A 17,515-nucleotide genomic window follows, 5' to 3' on the forward strand; every position below is an offset into this window, starting at 1 on the left:
ATTGAAATACTATAGGTCTATAAAAAACTACAAGGATAAAATATGTCATTCGAGGTCGAATATAAACTTTTTAATGGTAGAAGCAAAAAGAAACCAAATAATAACCTAAAAATATCTCAAACACCTATTTTAAACTCTCTTGTAAATACATATGCACTCTCTCTTTTTGTTAGTAAATTTTATGATTTTAGTAAAGAAAATGATCTATCTATACTTAAAAAGATAGTTGACGAAAAAAGAGACAGACAGACTAAAAAATTTATGGATGAAGTTTGCAAAGTTTGTGGTAAAGACGAAGATCTAATAGTAAATGTGCCAAGACTTCGTGGCTACATTAAAAATTTTGATGAAAAAGATAGAAATAAGAGAAAGCATATAAATGCGATATTAAAGAAAATATATGAAGAGTTTTATGCACTTATAAAGCTAGATCAAAATTTATTATCTAGCCAAAAACAGCATATAAATGATAAAAATAGTTACATCCTAGCTCCAAATGAATACCTAGAAAAGCATATAAAATCTCTAAAAAGTAGATCAATAGGCGATGATAAAAAATTTGCATATATGCAAGATGCTGCTTTTATAATGATGTGTTTAAGACCAGGAAATTACCTTTGGGATTGCGAATACAAAGACTTTTCAAGTAGTCAGCCAGATGATATGCCGCTTTATCTTTTAAGCTATGTTTATGACGAGGCAAAAGTTCAGAGATTTTTAAAATCCATGAATGTTTTGATCATAAAAAGAGGCTTTGTGATGGGGCTAGATAGAGACAATCAAACGCTAGTTTTTAGCAATATGGGATCAGAAATTTTTGAGCTTGAAATTTTTAAAGATAGATATATAAGTTTTAGAGAAGATGATGCTTTGGTTATATTCTCACCTGCATTTTTTGGTAACTTTGATCAAATTTATGATGAAATTTGGAAAATAAAGCAAAAGGCGATAAAAATAAAAAATGCCCCTACTAAAAAGCGCTTAAGATCTTTAGATGATAGCTCACTTTTAGATACTGAGCTTATATATAAATCCTTTAAAGATGAAAATATTTTTGTGTTAAGCAAATTTAAAAAAGAGCTAGATAATCTAAAAAATGATCTTTCTTACAAAAATTTTGAAACAAACAAAGATAGATACGCAAGGCAGTGGCTTGTTGATGATATCTACGGACTATACCTTGCCACGCATGCTACGTTTAAATACAAAAACTTTAAAGAGCTAGCTAAAATTTACTTCGAGGATCTTCTTGGTAAGAGCTTAAATTTATTCATCGATGAAAAAAGATCTCCTGCTTTAGGACATCGCATAAACGATATAGAGCTTTTATAAACTACCAATCCACCGGCTCTAGAAGTAATAGGTGGAATTTAAAGACTCATCTACTATCTTAAACTTCTCTCACAAAAATCAAAACAAGGAGAGAAGATGGCAGAGTTTGACAAGTTAAATTTCGCCGACATTCACATGAGCTTACTAGCTGATAGAAATATCTTTTTATATGGGCAGATCGATCAAGAAATTTGCCTAACTACACAAAAGACGCTTTTGTATCTTGACAGCGTAGATCAAAGCGACATAAACATATATATAAGTGGCCCTGGAGGCTCGATATATGATGGCTTTGGACTAATCGACTTTATGAAAACCATAAAATCACCAATCAATACATTTTGCGTGGGGCTAGCTGCCTCTATGTCTGCACTCATATTTTTAAACGGAGATAAGCGCTATATGCTGCCAAACTCAAGCCTCATGCTTCATCAGCCTCTTGGCGGCGCATCAGGTCAGGCAAGCGACATCGAACTAGTCGCAAATCAAATTTTAAAAATCAAATCAAAAGTCAATGAGATGATAAGGGCTAACAGCAACCTAAAAATAGCAAAGATAGAACAGCTCACCGATAGAGACTGCTATATAGATGCATCATCAGCCATCGCTTATGGCCTAGCCAATGAAATAATATCAACCAATAAAGGAGAATAATATGTCAGTTTTTTCACTAATCAATAACAAAAAAGACCCAGCCCAAGTCGCTGCCTCAAACGCTCTTAGCATACCTATTAGCTTTACGCATGCGATGATAACAGGGCAAACAGGTTGTGGCAAGACCACTTCAGCGATCCTGCCAGCGATGGATGAGCGTATAAAAGTAGGGCATGGGATGCTTGTCTTTGACTACAAAGGAGTTGAGCATAAAAAAGTTAAATTTCTAGCCAAGAAGCATGGCAGACTAAAAGATGTCGTAATGATAAATGTGCCATGGGGGAACAAAATAAATATAATGGATGATGCAAGTGAAAGCTTATTGATGAATTTCTTTCAAAAGACATTTGGCACAAAGCGTGATCCATTTTGGGGAAATTTAGCGGCAAATATCGCCACAAAGTCTCTTTCAACGATGAAGGCGATATGTGACCTTACGGAGCAAGGTTTTTGCACCCCATATATAGAAAATAGAGCAAAAGATCTAAAGCCAAGCTTTGCAAATTTATGCAAATCAACCCAGCAGCTAGGTGACTTTAAAAAATTTTATGCCTTAGTTAAACTGGTAGATGATCATGTAAAAAGCGACACGGCATTTGCAAAAGGTATAAGCAAAAGAAGATACTTGGCTAGCTCTTTAAATGAGAAAATTTGGGCATTAGGCGAGTTTAATGAAAAATCTGAAAATTTCATACAAGCTTTTAAGGAGTATGAAGGTGTAAGAAATGATGAAGAGTCACAAAAAGCAAGGCTTTTCTCAAACTACACATTTATGCTTTTTGCCTTGCAAAGCATAGCTGACGATGAGATGCTAAACTATCATGGCAATAGCATAAGCAAGCTACTAAATGAAGGAAAGATAGTTGTTGTAAATTCTCAAGGGCTAAAGGATAGTGCGGTGGAGCTTATGCTAAATTCCACCCTTTCAAATATGGCGCAACGCATAGCAAATGAAGAGAAGGTGCCAGTTAGTATCTTTATAGACGAGGCGCAGCGTGTGCTAAATCCCTCAACTGACCTGCACGCTGACGTGCTAAGAGAGGCTAGGGTCGAGCTCATACTCGCCTTTCAAAACGAAGATGTGCTAAAAAGTAGCCTTGGTAGCGACTCAAGATATAAAGAGCTGGTGGGAAATTTAACCAATCAATACTTCTTTAAAAACTCGGTCAGACAATACGCCAGCGGAGAGGATAAAGATTTTAGCAAGTTAAAAAAATTTGAGTATTACCACGATGGTAAAATTTATAAAGCCTCGCCTATATTTATAGATGAAAAGGATCTTTTAAAGGCTGAGCTAAGCTACCAAAAAGAGCTTGGTATCGGTAGTAGTTTTACTAATGTAACTCTTGGGGATAATGAAATTTTGGTATATAACGAGCAGCTATTTAAAAGGCGCTCTTTGCTCATAAAGCAAGACATAGTGACAAAGAAGAAGTCTGAAGTGCCAGTGCTAAATCAAAAACTTGATGCACTGCTTAAAAGACTAAATGCTTTAGTTCAAGAAGCAAAAGAGTCAAAAGACGAAGATGAAGATCTCTGGCAGGGGGTTTTATAAGATGTAAATTTACTCATGGGAAATTCCCATGAGTTTTTAGTAGCTAAAATATTTATTAAGTATATCTAGTGCTTTCTTGTCGCCTAGTTCATAGTATGCTTTATTTAGCGCATCTTGTGCCTCTTGTTTTGCATTGGTATAATTGCCATATATGCATAATATTTCGCCTAAATTTGTGCATCCCCTAGCATAGTTGTAGTCATAACAAGATTTTCTGAAATAAGAGTATGCGGTTTGCATATTTTTTTCAAAGCCAACCCCATCTCTATAGTTTACGCCAAGATAGTTACAACCTCTACCACTTCCTGCGTCGCAAGCTTTTTTATTATATTTATTGGCCAAAGTTAGATCTTTAGTTATCCCATAGCCATATTTATAGTTATAACCAAGACTTGCACATCCATCAGCACCGTTATTTAGATCGCAAGCTTTTTGATAGTATTTATTGGCTTCTTTAATATCCTTTTTTATACCATCACCTTCCCCGTATCTAGCGCCAAGGATAAAGCAGCTCTTGCCATCTTTTAGATCACACCCTCTTTTGGCAAATTCGATAGCTTTTTTTAGATCCTTAAAAGAGTTTGCGTCATCCTTAAAAAGTTCGCTTGCATACCCACATGATTCAGCCATATCAAGATTACAAGCTTTTTCATAATTTATGGCAGCACTATCTATATTTTTTTCAAGCCTATATAGATTGGCCAGGCTTTTGCAAGTCAAACCATCTTTAAGATCACAAGCTTTTTGGTAAAACTCTTTTGCTTTATTTATATCTGCCAAGACCCCATTTCCCATTTGGTAATTAACACCTAAATGAGAGCAAGATCCGCCATCTCCTAAATTACACCCCATCTCAAAATATTCATTTGCCTTCTTATAATCACCATTGCTGTTATATTCTAATCCCAATTCAAAGCAAGCAAGACTATTGTTTAGAAGGCATCCATGTTCGCCGTTAAAAACTGTATTTGCTTTAGAGGCATCAACTTTTTTATATATCTCATAAGCTATTTTTATATTTTTTTCAGAGGGATTACCTTTTAGTAGATTGCCAGCTAAAGCCTTGCAAGCTTCTTTGTTGTTATTGTTGCATAGCTTTGTATATATCTCATTTGCATGCTCTAGGTCATTTTTTTGTTCATAATCTTTAGCCAGTTTTATGCAGCTATCGCTTATCCCTATCTCGCAAGCAATTTCTGCATCGTCTTCAAGTGCTTTTTGCCTATCACAAGCTCGCGTATTATTTAATTTACAAGATATTTTGTAATATTCATAAGCCTCTTTATAATCTACATTTTTTATCTTCTCTAAAATAAAACTATTAGTTTGATAGTCGCCATGCTCATAAAGCATACCTAATTGATAGCAGACTTTAGAGTCAGATTCGCACCTCTTTTTTAGAAGACTTATTGCTTTATCTGCATATAATTTAACTGCTGCAGTGTCATGCTCTTTTTGATGAAAATATGCCAATTTCATACAGCTATCACCTTTTTGATTTTCGCATTCATTTTCTAGGCTATAAATTTCATATCTGCTTGGATTTCCTAAGAATATAAATGCAGAGGCTGCCGCTACAGCAAGTATAAAAATAGATATAGCATATATAAATTTATATTTTTTTATGTGCTTTTTTAGTTGCTCTTTGTTTTCTCTTTTTTTGGCTTCTTCGGCAAGTCTAGCTTCTTCTAGCTCACGCTGTCTTTGCTCTCTCAAGCGAATTGCCTCTTCTTCTTTCTCTTTTCTTAGTTGCTCCTCTCTTGCTTCTTCTTCTAACTTTCGCAGCCTTTTTCTTTCACTCTCTTCTTGCTCTTTAATGATCTCTTTTTTGGTTTTTGGCATAAAGTGCAAGGTTTCACCACAAAATCTGCACTTGGTAGCATTTGTCTTTACTTCTTCTTTGCAAAAAGGGCACTGCGTTTTTAGTTGTGTATCGCAGATAGGACAAAACTCCAAGTCTTTTTCTATTTCTTCAGCACAAAAAGGACATTTGACTAGATTGTTATTCATTTTTAAATCCTAAAGCAAAACCATTCTAATAGATAAAGAATTTGAAACAATCAATGTTAAAAATGCACTAATTGCATAGCTAAAATTAAATTTAACTGTTTTTACCGGAAGAACCTTATTTGCTATTGCTCCCGCTATGATTTGTGTCACAATCAAACCTATTACATAAATCACAAAAACAATATTAAACATTTCCATACTATCATTTTTTACGCCTATACCGATCAAGAAGTAGAATAAAACTATTGATATAGTTGATAGAGATATATATAGCAGGTTATCATATCCAGCATAATATAAAGGTCCGAACAAAAATGCTAAAAAGTTAAAACCTTGTGGTTTCGGGATTATTTCTCCATCCCACGTTTTTATAAAACCAAGCGGAATTTCATTACTATTTGCTTGGTTTTGATATGAGGGATTATTCGCCATATTTTTTTGGCTATTCATTTGTTCTCTTGCTTGGTTTTTGGCTTCCTCATTTAAGAAGCTACCACAAAATCTGCATTTAATAGCATCTTTGTTAATTGTCTCACCACAAAATGGACAAAATTTAGTCTCCATACTACATTCCTTTTTTATTTTTAAAGAATAGAACTATTCAAAGTGAATAATTCTATTTAACTTTTACTAAGCTCATTCTTAAAAATAAGCATAGCTTTAATAAATATAAGAAGGCATGGACTGCTTGAAGCCATATTGCATATCTAAGCCTTGTGGTATTTTAAACTTGTCTAGAATTTTTTTAAACTCATCAAGTTTTTTATTGAATTTTTGATAAATTTTGTCAAATTCCTCTTTGTCTGTGCAGCCTATGGACTGACAAAAGAGCCCAACTAGCTTGCCCCTGATCTTAAAGACTTCATTGTATAGCTCTTTACAAAAATCAAATACATTTTGGTAAGTCCATGCCTCGCCTTGTTCGCCACCTATTGTGAAATCACTCGTTTCTGTAGTAAATTCACCAAGAGATGAACCGCTTAAAACAAAAGGGCATTCTTGTTTTAAGCCCATGATCGTCGCATCAAGCCAATCATTAATAGTTTCAAATGGATCATCGAAGATATAAGGTTCGTCTGAGTAAGCGGGTCTGAACAAAAGTTCGTTATTATAAATTGTTATCATTTTTTATCCTTTTTATTGTTTTTATTTTTATTTGATTTAATGTGTGGTATTTTATTACTTGGTATATCTAAGTATTTGAAAATACCTGAATATTCATCAAATGCTTTTATGTCTCTTAGTTTAGTTTTCAAAAGTTTAGACTGGGCGTATATGTCAAGAGCGTCGGAGAGATTGTAACCCAACATTCCCCTAACTTGGTCGTTATATTGTTCAAGATTCTTTCTATTGTTTTTATTTGTATTGTGACCTAATTCATCTGCAACATTTACAATGGAATCACTTATGTTGTTTATATGATCGTATTCTACTAATTTCTTAGCAAAGTTGCCTCTCAAGCGATGATCACTAACTTTTTTATCACTTATAACTTTTCTTATGCAGCCATTGGCTTTTTTATTAAAAGACTTTATTGTAGGGTATTTTTCTTTTATGGTTTTAACCCATTTATAATTATGTAAGTCTTTGATATTTTCATGTAGGACAATTACTCTTTTGGATTCGCTACTGCATTTTCCTTTTGCTGTATCTATAATGACACAATTATATGTTTGCCCATCTATTGTCTCTGTTATGAAACTATTTTCATTTAATCTAAAGAATTCTTCCATACGAAGTCCAACATGTAGTTTAAAGCGAAAATAGTCTAGTATCTCTTTTTCTATATTATGTTCTCCAGAAAATAACAGCATTAACTCGCTCATAGAGAAATTTCTCTTTGTCGTTTTCTCTTTAATACCAAATCGATCTATCGCTTCTTTTTTAAAAAAGTTATCACCAACTACTCCTAAATGCGCAAGTCTATTAAATACATTTGATAAAAAGCCTACTATATTATTTGCTCTCTTTTTGTTTCTTGCTCTCACACCTTCTTCTTTAATAAGACCTTCATGAAAGTCCTCAGCTACTTTTACATTTATATCGCTTATGCTGATGTCTCTATCATTAAGAAATTCCTTAAGCAGCTTAAGTGCATGATGGTACTCTTTTTTTGTACTATCACTAAAATTTCGCTTCCTTGCAACATGCTCCATAAAATCTTTTTCTATATCTTCAAAGTTTTCTAGCTTAACACCATATTGATGCTTTACAGGTACTATTTTTGTCTTTTCTTGTTTTATAATACACTCTCTAATTTCTAAAAAAATATAACTCGGTATAAATTGACCCCTTACGAGAAAGCCATCTCTTACTTTATACACTCCATCAGATATTTTTTTACTCACTGGAGTGTTGTAATAATTATTAAAGTCTATCTGCCCATAATACAGTTGAAGAAAATTATCCCACTTTTTTTGATCTATATGAAGTTCTGGCGGTAGTTTATTTTGACTTACGACTTGATCTTGATTAATAATTCTTTTTTTTCGAGACTCTTTTTCGGCTAAGTTGTTAAAAAAATTAGTAATCGTACTACTAACTATGCCTTTTTTATCTAGTGATAAAATACACGGATACAAACTTGCTAGGTTTAAAAATATCTTAAGCCAATATTGTCTTTTTTTCTCGCCACTAGACCTAGAATATCCCTTATTGAGGCAATATATTGCATCTTGCATCAATAACTTTATATCAGTATCATAATACGCCCTTACCCGCCCATGATGAACATCCTCATATTTTTCTACACAAAGCAGCTTTTGCATTGTCACATCCATAGATTTTTTATTGTTTTCCATCGAAAATCCTTTTTATGTTTATTATTAATTATACCGATTGCTTTCAAAAATCACTGGTTATGTAAAAATTTAAAAATTTTTAGTCCAATCATAGAATTTTGCTTAGCTTTTAAAGATATTTCCTTTGCGTACGTATCAGTTGCAAGATCGGCACTATGTCCTAGCAAAACAGATGTTAGATCGGTCAAGGAATTCTCCAAACAGTAATCCTTTATGGCCTTAGCAAAATTTCCCCTAAGCCTATGAAATGTAACGTTTGCTAGTGGGATACATTTATGGATGTGTCTATTTAATCGCTTACTAAAGTAATCGCTATTAACCTTACTGCTCTTAATATTTTCTAGCCACTTTAGATCGCTTAAATACTCAATATTTTCATGCAAAGGTATCTGTCTATACTTTTTCACTCCCCCTCTTTGTTTTGCAGTTCTAACATTTATAAATTTTATTCCATCCTGCTCACCAACATTGTCGCTATTAAGTTGCCAAATTTCATTTAGTCTTAATCCCGTATGAAGTGCAAACATCATATAATCTCTCAAATCTTTTCTTCGAGTGTCAAAAACTATCTTTAATTCATCTAATGTAAAATTATCTTTTGGCGACTTCTCATCAGATGTAATTTTAAAAGATGTAAGCATTTTGAAAGGATTTACTGTAAGCTTACCTATTTTTATACCGTAATTAAAAAGCCTTTTAGAATAAGACGTATAATTATTTATAGTCTTTTTGTTTAGATTTTTATTTAACAAGCTTACTTGAAAGCCCTCAGCATCGCTGTATTTAAATTCCCCTAAATGATTTTTAAAAAACTCATCCAAAAGCTTGCCAGTCTTAATATAATAGCCCTTGGTCTTATCACTGGACTTTAGTTTCAAACACTCGGTTGACACGTATCTTTTTGCTACTGCCTCAAAAGATAGTGATGCGGTTTCTTTTGGCTTTAGAGATACATCCAGTAATGTTTTGGGTTCTTTTAAGGTATGCTTTTCTTCTAGTGTTGCCAGATTATAAAATTTAGCTATCACATCTTGTGACAGCTCTTTATATTCGCTAACATCTAAAAATATGCCATTTTGTTTAATGCGCCGTTCATTTTGCATTTTGATATTTATTAAGACTCTTAGATTTTTAGAGTTTGTATGTATTGTGGTTATCTTATTAGCAAGAGCTTCGTTGGCTGCGGCTTTTATAGAATTTGCCAGTCTTACTGCCTCATCTGGATCTTTTGTGAAAAGGCAAAATTTAACAGTTAGCTTTTTGCCATCTTTAAGAGCAGTATCAAAAAAGTAGAAATTTGGTCTGTTTGCTATCTTGGTAATTAGTTTAGAACCCATGATAGAGCCTGTCTATTTTCTGTAACAAAAGTGCAAATTTTCTGTAACAAAGCTGATTTGTCTGAAATTTAGGACAAAAATATCTGCTAATAAATGCAGTTAAAACGCCGAAATTTAGGGAAGTTGGAAAGAAAAATTCTATAATGGTGGCGGACAGAGAGGGATTTGAACCCTCGAGCCCCGATTAAGAGCTGCACCCTTAGCAGGGGTGTGGTTTCAGCCGCTCACCCATCTGTCCACGTTCATGAAAAATTTTATTAAAAAGAAATGGTGGTTAGAGGCAGAATCGAACTGCCGACACGCAGATTTTCAGTCTGCTGCTCTACCGACTGAGCTATCCAACCACCTTGATAAAAGAAATTGGATTATACATTTTAAATATTTAAACTAAGTTTAAAAATCTACAAGAAGCTTTTGTTTTTAAGAAATTTAAATATAAAACTATAAATTTTAGCCCAACAAAGTTAAATTTAATGCACCAAATTTACTATACTTACATCTTTATCTATCTCGATAAAAAATGTTTGTGCGCTAGCTCCGCTGCCATATACGCCTTTATAGACTTGATTTAGCGCATGTCCGCTAGCATCAATCGCCACTTGGTTGTGTGTATCGCCTAAAGCGCTATGTTTTAAATTTAGTGCTGCTACTTCGCCATCTGTTGCTTGTGTAAAGATAGTACCTTTGCCCTCTAGTGCTACTTTGTCATTGCTATCACCTTTGATCTTTAGCACGGTATTTATGCTTTTTAGCCCGCCATCTGTTACTTGTGCGTCTATGATATCAAGCACGCTTTTAGCATCTAGTCCTATCGAGACCGCCTGAATGCTCTTGCTACCAAGCTGTAAAATTTCAAAGCTCTTTAGTTTATCATTTAGGTCAGCCACTCTGCTAAGATCGATATTTTCAGTAAAGATGAGCGTATCAACGCCGCCTCTTGCGTCTATCTTGTTGCCTTCGTAGGTAAATGTATTGTTTTGATCATCTCCCTCGTGAGTGATCTTGATATTTTTATCTATCTCAACGAAAAATGTTTTTGTGCTAGTTCCATCGGTGTACGTGCCTTTGTAGACGTGATTTACTGCATGGTCTATTTTAAGTATCGTAGTATTTCCGCTGGCATCATTTATTACGTTTTTATGATCATGATATGTTTTACTGCCGCTATCAGCTGTGACTTCTACTTTGTTAAATTCATCTCCAATGGCTTGACTATGTTTCCAGTTAAGCATAGTTACTTCTTTATCAGTAGCTAGTTCAAATTTATTATTTCCATCACTTATTAGCTTAACGCCATCTTCATCATCGCCTGAGATTTTTAAGACAGTATTCATATTTTGCGTATCTTGTATCTTTTTTCTGCCACTTCCTGAGCCAATGGTTATGGTGGTCTCTTTTGAGTCTATGATATCAAGAACGTTTTTAGTATTGAGTGATATTGAGACAGCTTGGGTTTCAGTACCTAGTTGCAAACGTTCAAAACTTTTTAAAGTATCATTTAAATTACTTACTTTTTCTAGTTTTGTATCTTCAACAAATATCAGCTTATCTACACCACCTTTTGCATCTATACTCTTGCCATTATAGATAAAGACATCATTTAGATTACTTCCTTCAAGAGTATTTGTATTGTGTTTTAAGTGCATTACTCTATTAAAATCATCTGGGTCATTTCCATAACCATTTAGTGCTTTTCTATAGCCATTTGTATCAGCACTACTAACGTATCCTTTATCTTCCAAAGCTTTTATATAGCTATTACTAAAAAGATGTGTGCCACTTCCTTGTGAGCCAATATTTTTATAGTCAGCATCTGTATATATAGGATTTTTATGTTTTCTTATCTGTATATCAAGATCCACATCCGTTCTTTGATCTATATAGTCGATATTTAACTTGTAAAAGCCCTTTTTTAAAGTTATTACATTAGGGTACCCCAAACTTGTATTACCGACTTGATTAACTGGCGTTGTAGACCAAGGGTTTGGATTTTGTGGAGGATGTGGTTGTTGGTCGCCATTCCAGTATGACGCAACTATTTTATAATCACCAAGCTCCATATATACATGATCTTGGAAGTGATCTGCTCGTACGTGATACTCGCCATCTTCTTCTATGTATATCCATCCGCTCATATGCATGATAAGGTCTGTTCCTACCGTCTCAGCTTCTAGTAAGGTGTAGTTACCTGAGTGATTTACATTGTAGTGAGTACCAGTGTGGTCTGTATCGCTTGCCATAGGAGAGTGTCCTACTCTTGCCATATCATTTGTGTTTAGCTCTCCTGCTGATGGTCTAGTCCAGCTTAATTTATAGTCTTTTCCTCCTCTAAAAGAGACTTCATCAAACGTAGTAGTAGCACTAGCGCCTGCCCACTCCATCCACTCTTTATAGTGATGTTTTACGAAAAATAAATTTGCACTATCTACTGGCAAAAATGGTCCAGGATACATAAATTTATTTATAAATTCTTTATTTGTACAATCATAAAACCACATATCAACATCAAGCCCTTTGTTTGCCACCATAGTCACGGTTTGAACGGCTAAATTTCCCGCATCATCTAGTCTTTCAACGATGTAGTTTTTGCTGCCAGTGTTTTGTGCTACGTTAAAGCTTCCAGAGTAGCTTAAATTTCTATCAAGTGTCAGTGTCGTCTTCTCAGATGTCTCAGCGTCTATGACCTCTACATCTTTTGATTTTTCATCGTGTGGATTGTTTGCAGCTTCGCCTTTACCGCTAAAATTTATAGCGTAGTTGCCAGAGCCGTTTTTTATATTATCAAAGTCAGATTCTATTAGCTTGTCAGGCTTTGAGTCAAGATCGACTGTGATAGTTAGGTTATCATCTCTTTGAGGCACGCCGTCAGTTCCCACGTAGGTGGCGTCTATGATGTGGTGAGTTCTATCTAGCTTTTTGCCACCCTTTTCAAAGTCTGCTATAACGGTGTTGTTTTCGATCTTAGCTATAAAGCTATCACTTATATTTCCGTTTTCATCTTTTATCTCTATTAGCACGTAGCCTTTGCCGTCGCTTGTGGTATCGGGCTTGTTTATGCCAAATTTAATGTATGGCTGTTCGTCATTTGTAAGAGCGATGTTGTAGTTTATCTTTTGGGTCGAATTTGACTCATACTGGCTTGTTGAGATGATATGCTCGTAGTCCTCTTCGTTTAGGTATTTTGCGGAGTGGATATCAGCATTATCTATCTTTGTAACAAGCTTTACGTCGTCTATGTAGTCCAGCACGCCAAAGGCAAATAGCCTGCCACTTGATGTGCCAGAGATGGCGCTACCATCATCTTTTATAAGGGTCGCATCGACTAGGGTAGGGCGCTTGCTACTTACCGTCACGTCTGGTATGGTGATAGCGCCGTCACTTATCACTTTTATATCGCTTGGATCTTTTTTGTTTATCATATGCACGCCATCATCGTCTAGGATGTAGCTCACGGTTGATTGTTTGTTTGTAAGTGGGTTTAGGATGCTTATCTTTAGCTCATCTTTTGGCACTGCGCTACTTGGGAGATGGACCTTTACATCAGAGGTCGTTATAGCTCCAGTGGTGTCGTCTATGAGCCCATCTCCGTCAGCGTCTTTGACAAATTTAGCCACTGGGCTGTCGCTAAATTTTATCTCATTTGTATCGCTTTCGCCTTTGTTGCCAGCCTTGTCCATCATGGTCGTCGTTATGCTTGTGGTTTTGCCATGCTCTATTGGCACTGTGATCTTAAATTTACCATCATTTAGTGGCACTTCATTGTGATCAGGGGCGATTATCTTGCCATTAGTGTATGTGTAGACCTTGTGCGTTTTGCTGCCGTCTGGATTTGTGACATCTATGGCTATCTTATCGCCTTCTTTTATCACGCTTGGGATTTTTATAGATGCCTCAGTTTTTGTTGGATCGCCGTCATTGTATCTGTTTTCTGAGGTATCTATCTTACCATCTGGAGTTCTATTGTTATGCCCTAGGTCGCTATCAAAGCTTATCTTGGCTGATTTTACAGGTGGAGCTACTACGACGCTTGGGGTGGTTTGGTTGCTTGCGCCATTTGGTTTTGGCGTGCCATGCTCGTCATTAACCGTTGTGTTTATAGATACACTTGAGCCAGGTGTCACTGGCACGCTTACGCCTGGCACTTCAAATTTACCATTAACTATTGGCACTACTACGCTTGGGTTATTTTTATCATAGACGCTTGTGCCATCATCGCTTACGACAAATTCTTTTGGCGAGCCGCCTATGTTTATAGTGACGCTCTCTTTTGGCTTTATGGTGCGAGGTAAATTTATCTCAACCTTTGAAGTGCCGTCTCCTATCTCGTCGCTACTTATCAGCCCATCGCCATTTTTATCAGCTGTTAGCGTCACTTTTACAGTGTCACTTACACTGCTGCTTGGCGTAGTGCTTGTGGTTGAGACATTGCCAAATTTATCAACTACGCCAGTTTCTATGCTGCTTCCTGCTGTTATGTTTGCGATATTTGGCACGCTAAAGCTAACTGCGCCATTTTCATCGGTCGTAAATGTATAGGTGTTGCCGTCCTCGTCAGTGGCTGTGCCATTTTCTTTATCTAGCGTAAATTTCTTCTCAACTGGCGGCTTGCCCGGCTCATTTAGCTTAAATGTGATCTTATCTCCAGTGCTAAGCTCGTCAGGCACTACAAATTTCATGCCGCTAGTTTGCGTGCCGCTGCCATATCCTAGCTCAGTCGCATCTATCACGCCGTCGCCATTCTTATCAATATCAAGCGTGGCTGTCACTTTTGAGATGGCTGGTGTGTCATTTAACTCATAAGTAGTTGGCGGCGCGGTAAATGTCTTGCCACCACTGGTGTATGAGCTTGTCACGGTTGTTTTGCCATGGTTTAAAATTTCAACCCCAGTGATCTCTGCTTTGCCATTTACGATAGGTATAGGAGGCGCTCCAGTGGGCATGCCGGTGCTATCAACTGGGATTAGCTCGTTTGTTATCGTATTTACTTTGTAGTTGCTAGTTTTGCCACCACCTTTCATGTTTGTCTTTATCGTGATGATGTCGCCATTTTTAGCAACGTCTGGGATATCAATGCCTATGCTTGTGATGATCTTTTTACCATCAGGAGTCTTTGGTAGTGAGTTTAGCTGAGCTCCTCCTAAAAAGCCTTTTTTCTCACCAGTGTCGCTTGTGAGGTTAAAATTTAGCACGATGTTTGGCTCTGGAGGTGTAAAATTTAGGTTTTGCGCGCCAAATCCAGCGTAAGAGACCCCGCCGATCTTAGCTTCGCCAAATGGCCATTTGACCTCGTCATGCCTAGCTTCAAGAGCGCGCAAACCAGTGTAAAAGTCGTAGATATTTGAGTAGTGACCACCTAGTTCAAATTTGATACCACCACTGCTAGCAGAGGCGAAATAGTGCGGTGATGAGCCGTGAGAAGATAGCTCTTGATGGGAGATTTGATCATCATCATTTGCGTATTCTTTATGATTTTCAAGGATGTTTGCATTTTTTGGGATAACTAGCTCGCCTTTATGCTCAGCAAAGACATTTACCGTGTGAAATACCGAGCTAAAGCCGACATAAGCCTTTTCGCCGTCATCAAAAACAATGGTAAGGTTCGAGTTTTCGCTCGTTTTTATATCGTCACCAAGGTAAATTTCATCGCCTTTGTGTAGCACCCTCATAGTGCCGTCCCTGCTTATGGCGATGGCTTCACCCTTGATCTTTTTGATAACGCCGATCCTTATGGCGTCAAAATTTGGCATTTTTTCATCCCTGTAAAATGTGTGTATTGTAGTATCGGAAAATCTCTTAAAATTTATATAGTTTGTACTACATCACCTCGACATGCACGTTTTTATCTATTTCTACGAAAAATGTCTGTCCAGCGTTGTTTTCGCCTTTATAGACTTGATTGACCGCTTCGCCACTTGGCTCTACTTTGAGCTCATTATAATTAGCTCCGATTACGCTATGCTTTGTATTTAGCGTGGCTACTTCGCCATTTGTGGCCTTTACGAAATTTCCAACTAGCTGCACCACGTCGTCGCTGTCACCTGAAATTTTAAGGATGGTATTTAGGCTCTCTAAGCCATCAGGGCCCTCGGTAGGGTTGGAGTCTATCATGTCGCTTATGTTTTGCCCATTTAGCGTTAGCTTTACTGCCTTTGTGTGATCAAGCTTGATGCGCTCAAAGCTCTCAAGGCGCTTATCTAGCTCACTTATCTTTGTTAGATCTACGTTTTGGGTAAAAACTAGCGTATCTATGCCACCTTTTGCGTCGATATCGTGTGAGTTAAAGATAAATTTGTCATCATCATTACTACCAACGTCTTTTGTACCTTCAAATTTTAGCTTATAAGGCTCATCAAAATCGCTTGCATTATCGCCAAATCTCACACCATTTGTTTCTTTTGCCTTATAAAATGTATCGCTCTCTTTTGTTACAAGGCCTTTTTGAGCAAGAGCCTCCATATAGGCGTTGCTGACTAGTTTTATGTTAGGGTCATCTGAAATAATTTTATTAGTAGGGCTGATGCCAGAGAATGCTGTAAAATTATAACTATATCTATCATCAGATACTTCTATACGTACTTTATAAAAGCCGTAGTCTTCTGTTAAATTTAGGCTACTTGTGCTTACGCCTTGTGAGGCATTGCCTTCATCTCTGCCGCCATTTTTACTTGCCGATCCAAATGGCTGCCATGAAATTTCTCTACCATCAAATTCAAACTTAATACTTTGCCTTTCAGGCTTTGCATCATAATAAAAATTGTTAATATCACTACGATTTTTTATAAATATCCAGCCATCCATGCTGACCATTACTCCATCTGCTGTTATCTTGGAATCATATAGTTTATAGTGTCCGTTTAAATTGTGTGGCTTGAAGGGGCTGGTCATATTTTCGCTTAGTCTATCATTGGCATAGTCTGCATTTGAAGCTCTGCCTATCTTAGCGAGCTCCATAGCTGTCGGAGTACGGTCGCGTAGTCTGCTAGCTTTAGCTGAATCTGATGCGTCGAAATATCCAGGATCAGCCTGTTGCCCACTATAGTAATATAGGTCATTAAAAGTACTTGTCGCACTTACGTGATGGCTTACACTCCACTCTTTTAGTATGCTTTTGCTATTATGCTCTATATCATAATAATCAAGCCCTCGTCCATCATTTCTAGCTGAGTCATAAAGCCAGATATCTGCGTCCAGTCCTCTGTTTGTGACGCTTAACACATTTATGGTATCTATAAATGGCTCTTCTTTTGGTTCTGCAGCGCCGCCGCTTTTTTCTACCAGCGTGCTAGAGGCACCTGAGACGCTTTTTAGCTGGGCTAACTGGGTACTACTTACGTTTGGCTCTAAAGATCTGTGTTGGTTGTAAATTTGATGGATATTTGCGCTATGTCCGCTTGTGACAAAGCTCGCCGCGCTTAGAGATATGCCCTCGCTTGCCGATGATCCGTATCCGTGCTCGCTCTCGCCTTTTTCTTCTGCTGGTTTTGCTGAAATTTTTAAAATTTCATCTAAATTTATGCTTTGATGAGCGCTTAAATTTACCTGCTCGCCATCTTCTAAAGTGATCTTGGCATCTAAATTTTTAGTAAAAATTTTCTCACCAGCGTAAATTTCATCGCCATCTTTTAGCATTTTTATGCTTCCGTCTTGGCTTATGACGTAAATTTCACCCTGAATGTCTTTTATGATCAGCTTTTTTTCTTTCATATCTTTCCTTGTTTTAGTCTAAGCCATATCGGATAAATTTATAAAATATGTATAGCTAAGGTCTTATTTTGTGGGGATTGTAGCAAGATGAGCCAGATATTATCATTGTTTTATGTCAAAGT

General features: G+C 36.5%; 10 protein-coding genes and 2 tRNA genes. 3 read left to right on the forward strand and 9 right to left on the reverse strand.

All coding sequences use genetic code 11. The annotated features are described in order from the left end of the window. The first annotated feature begins 42 nt into the window (after positions 1-42). From CYP84_RS08415 to CYP84_RS08425, 3 genes are all read left to right on the forward strand, one after another. On the forward strand, positions 43-1,332 hold the full coding sequence (locus tag CYP84_RS08415; RefSeq protein ID WP_103637252.1) for a hypothetical protein: 1,290 nt from the start codon (positions 43-45) through the stop codon (positions 1,330-1,332). A gap of 96 nt (positions 1,333-1,428) precedes the next feature. After that, positions 1,429-1,986: a ClpP family protease gene (locus CYP84_RS08420; protein WP_103637253.1), complete on the forward strand. Its 558-nt coding sequence runs from the start codon at positions 1,429-1,431 to the stop codon at positions 1,984-1,986. Between the two features lies 1 nt (position 1,987). Then, a complete protein-coding gene (locus tag CYP84_RS08425; protein ID WP_103637254.1) occupies positions 1,988-3,541 on the forward strand; it encodes a TraM recognition domain-containing protein in 1,554 nt (517 codons plus the stop codon). Between the two features lie 36 nt (positions 3,542-3,577). On the opposite strand, the gene CYP84_RS08430 is transcribed toward CYP84_RS08425, so the two are convergent. From CYP84_RS08430 to CYP84_RS08470, 9 genes are all read right to left on the reverse strand, one after another. Next, the gene (locus CYP84_RS08430) at positions 3,578-5,551 is read right to left on the reverse strand and encodes a double zinc ribbon domain-containing protein (RefSeq protein ID WP_103637255.1); all 1,974 of its coding nucleotides are present in this window, start codon (positions 5,549-5,551) and stop codon (positions 3,578-3,580) included. 9 nt (positions 5,552-5,560) lie between these two features. Continuing rightward, positions 5,561-6,115 carry a zinc ribbon domain-containing protein gene (locus CYP84_RS08435; RefSeq protein WP_103637256.1) on the reverse strand — a complete coding sequence of 185 codons (555 nt, stop codon included), beginning with the start codon at positions 6,113-6,115 and terminating at the stop codon, positions 5,561-5,563. 96 nt (positions 6,116-6,211) lie between these two features. Next, complete coding sequence (locus CYP84_RS08440; RefSeq protein ID WP_103631754.1) at positions 6,212-6,676, reverse strand: hypothetical protein; 465 nt, start codon at positions 6,674-6,676, stop codon at positions 6,212-6,214. Then, entirely contained in the window at positions 6,673-8,352 is a 1,680-nt protein-coding gene (locus tag CYP84_RS08445; protein ID WP_103637257.1) for a phage integrase SAM-like domain-containing protein, read from the reverse strand. The genes CYP84_RS08440 and CYP84_RS08445 overlap by 4 nt, the downstream gene beginning before the upstream one ends. 50 nt (positions 8,353-8,402) lie before the next feature. Continuing rightward, positions 8,403-9,689 (reverse strand): tyrosine-type recombinase/integrase, encoded by a 1,287-nt coding sequence (locus tag CYP84_RS08450; protein WP_103637258.1) that lies wholly within the window; start codon positions 9,687-9,689, stop codon positions 8,403-8,405. A 147-nt stretch (positions 9,690-9,836) separates the two neighbouring features. After that, a tRNA-Ser gene (locus tag CYP84_RS08455) sits at positions 9,837-9,927 on the reverse strand. A 30-nt stretch (positions 9,928-9,957) separates the two neighbouring features. Further along, positions 9,958-10,033 (reverse strand) — tRNA-Phe (locus tag CYP84_RS08460). A 126-nt stretch (positions 10,034-10,159) separates the two neighbouring features. Continuing rightward, positions 10,160-15,436, reverse strand: a complete 5,277-nt coding sequence (locus tag CYP84_RS08465; RefSeq protein WP_103637259.1) for a hypothetical protein — start codon at positions 15,434-15,436, stop codon at positions 10,160-10,162. A 67-nt stretch (positions 15,437-15,503) separates the two neighbouring features. Continuing rightward, complete coding sequence (locus tag CYP84_RS08470) at positions 15,504-17,393, reverse strand: hypothetical protein (protein WP_103637260.1); 1,890 nt, start codon at positions 17,391-17,393, stop codon at positions 15,504-15,506. Positions 17,394-17,515: the final 122 nt, after the last annotated feature.

The sequence above is a fragment of the Campylobacter concisus genome, assembly GCF_002912425.1.
Classification (GTDB): Bacteria; Campylobacterota; Campylobacteria; order Campylobacterales; family Campylobacteraceae; genus Campylobacter_A; species Campylobacter_A concisus_AH.

Coding starts and splice junctions, on each gene's coding strand:
- CYP84_RS08425 (WP_103637254.1), top strand. CDS start 1,988: ATGTCAGTTTTTTCACTAATCAATAACAAAAAAGACCCAGCCCAAGTC.
- CYP84_RS08470 (WP_103637260.1), bottom strand. CDS start 17,393: ATGAAAGAAAAAAAGCTGATCATAAAAGACATTCAGGGTGAAATTTAC.
- CYP84_RS08440 (WP_103631754.1), bottom strand. CDS start 6,676: ATGATAACAATTTATAATAACGAACTTTTGTTCAGACCCGCTTACTCA.
- CYP84_RS08445 (WP_103637257.1), bottom strand. CDS start 8,352: ATGGAAAACAATAAAAAATCTATGGATGTGACAATGCAAAAGCTGCTT.
- CYP84_RS08430 (WP_103637255.1), bottom strand. CDS start 5,551: ATGAATAACAATCTAGTCAAATGTCCTTTTTGTGCTGAAGAAATAGAA.
- CYP84_RS08465 (WP_103637259.1), bottom strand. CDS start 15,436: ATGCCAAATTTTGACGCCATAAGGATCGGCGTTATCAAAAAGATCAAG.
- CYP84_RS08435 (WP_103637256.1), bottom strand. CDS start 6,115: ATGGAGACTAAATTTTGTCCATTTTGTGGTGAGACAATTAACAAAGAT.
- CYP84_RS08415 (WP_103637252.1), top strand. CDS start 43: ATGTCATTCGAGGTCGAATATAAACTTTTTAATGGTAGAAGCAAAAAG.
- CYP84_RS08450 (WP_103637258.1), bottom strand. CDS start 9,689: ATGGGTTCTAAACTAATTACCAAGATAGCAAACAGACCAAATTTCTAC.
- CYP84_RS08420 (WP_103637253.1), top strand. CDS start 1,429: ATGGCAGAGTTTGACAAGTTAAATTTCGCCGACATTCACATGAGCTTA.